The organism is Mycobacterium sp. E3247, from assembly GCF_001667785.1.
Taxonomy (GTDB): domain Bacteria; phylum Actinomycetota; class Actinomycetes; order Mycobacteriales; family Mycobacteriaceae; genus Mycobacterium.
In genome coordinates, this window is the sequence record NZ_LZJG01000080.1 from 1 (window position 1) to 1,891 (window position 1,891).

Here is a 1,891-nt window from a genome sequence, read left to right on the forward strand (position 1 = left end):
ACCCGCGGCTGGCGGCGGATCGGCACCGCCATCGTCCGCTGGCCGGGCGCGGTACTCGCGGCGGCCTGCGCGCTGGCCCTGGTCGGACTCATAGCTTTACCCGGGTACAAGACCAGTTACGACACCCGTCCCTACATGCCCGCCAGCGCGCCGGCCAATGTCGGCTACACCGCCGCGGAGAAGCATTTCTCGCGGGCCCGGCTGGAGCCCGAGTTGTTGATGGTCGAAACCGATCACGACATGCGTAACCCGGAGAGCATGCTCGTCCTGGACAAGGTGGCCAAGGCGGTGTTTCACGTTCCCGGCGTGGCGCAGGTGCAGACCATCACCCGTCCGCTGGGCACCCCGCTCGTTCACAGCTCGCTCGCGTTCGTGGTCAGCAATTCCAGCGCGGCGCAGCAGGAAAACCTGACCTACCAACGAGATCGGGCCGAGGATGCCCTCAAGCAGGCCAACGAACTGAACAAGACCATCAACATCCTGAAACAGCAGTACGTGTTGCAGCAGCAGCTCGCCGGCACCACCCACGACGAGACGCAGAGTTTCCACGACACGCTCGGTACGATCCAGGATCTGCGCGACAAGATCGCGAACTTCGACGACTTCTTCCGGCCCATCCGCAGCTACTTCTATTGGGAGAGGCACTGTTACGACATCCCCGTCTGCTTCGCGTTCCGGTCACTCTTCGACGCGCTCGACGGCATCGACCAGCTCACAGAGAAGTTCGAAAGCCTCACGGCTTCGCTCGACAAGCTCGACGCGCTGCAGCCGAAACTGGTGGAGCTGATACCGCCGCAGATCGACAGCCAGCAGACCAATCGGGATCTGACGCTGGCCAATTACGCCACGCTGTCGGGCATTTACGCCCAGACCGCGGCCGCGATCGACAACGCGACGGCTCTGGGACGGGCCTTCGACGCCGCCAAGAACGACGACACGTTCTACCTGCCGCCCGAGGTCTTCAACAACCCCGACTTCAAGCGCGGGCTCAAACTGTTCCTCTCGCCCGACGGCAAGGCCGCCCGCATGATCGTCACGCACGAAGGCGATCCCGCGACCCCCGAGGGCATTTCGCACATCGACCCGATGGCCAAGGCCGCGCACGAGGCCCTGAAGGGCACGCCGATGGCGGGCGCGGGGGTCTATCTCGGCGGGACCGCCTCGACGTACAAGGACATCCAGGACGGCGCCAAGTATGACCTGATGATCGTGGCGTTCGCGGCGCTGAGCCTCATTCTGCTGATCATGATGATCATCACGCGCAGCCTGATCGCCGCGCTCGTCATCGTGGGCACGGTCGCCCTATCGCTGGGCGCCTCGTTCGGGTTGTCAGTTCTGGTGTGGCAGTACCTCTTCGGGATCCAGTTGTATTGGGTCGTGCTCGCGCTTGCCGTGATCCTGCTGTTGGCGGTCGGATCCGACTACAACCTCCTGTTGATCTCGCGGTTCAAGGAAGAAATTCATGCCGGCCTGAACACCGGCATCATCCGGGCGATGGCCGGCTCTGGATCGGTGGTCACCTCGGCCGGCATCGTCTTCGCCGTCACCATGTGTGCGTTCGTGTTCAGCGGTTTCCAGGTGCTCGGTCAGATCGGCACCACCATCGGCCTCGGCTTGCTGTTCGACACGCTGATCGTGCGGTCGTTCATGACGCCTTCCGTCGCACGGATTCTCGGTCGGTGGTTCTGGTGGCCCCAACGGGTGCGCCCGCGCCCCGCCAGCACGATGCTGCGGCCGTACGGACCGCGTCCGGCGGTTCGGCAGCTGCTGCTGTGGGAGGACGACGACCCGGTGGTCGCGTCGCCGGCGCGTTAGCTAGCTGTACTGACCCGAGAGGTTAGGTACGCGGGTGGCGGGTGGTTGGCCGCCGAGTGCGGTGTGGCCGCGGTGG

Annotated in this window: 1 protein-coding gene; it reads left to right on the forward strand. The window is 64.7% G+C overall.

Features of this window, described 5'->3' with window-relative positions; translation table 11 throughout:
* The coding region (locus tag A9X04_RS04430; RefSeq protein WP_156764215.1) for an MMPL family transporter at positions 1-1,815 on the forward strand (1,815 nt) is incomplete at its 5' end.
* Positions 1,816-1,891 lie beyond the last annotated feature (76 nt).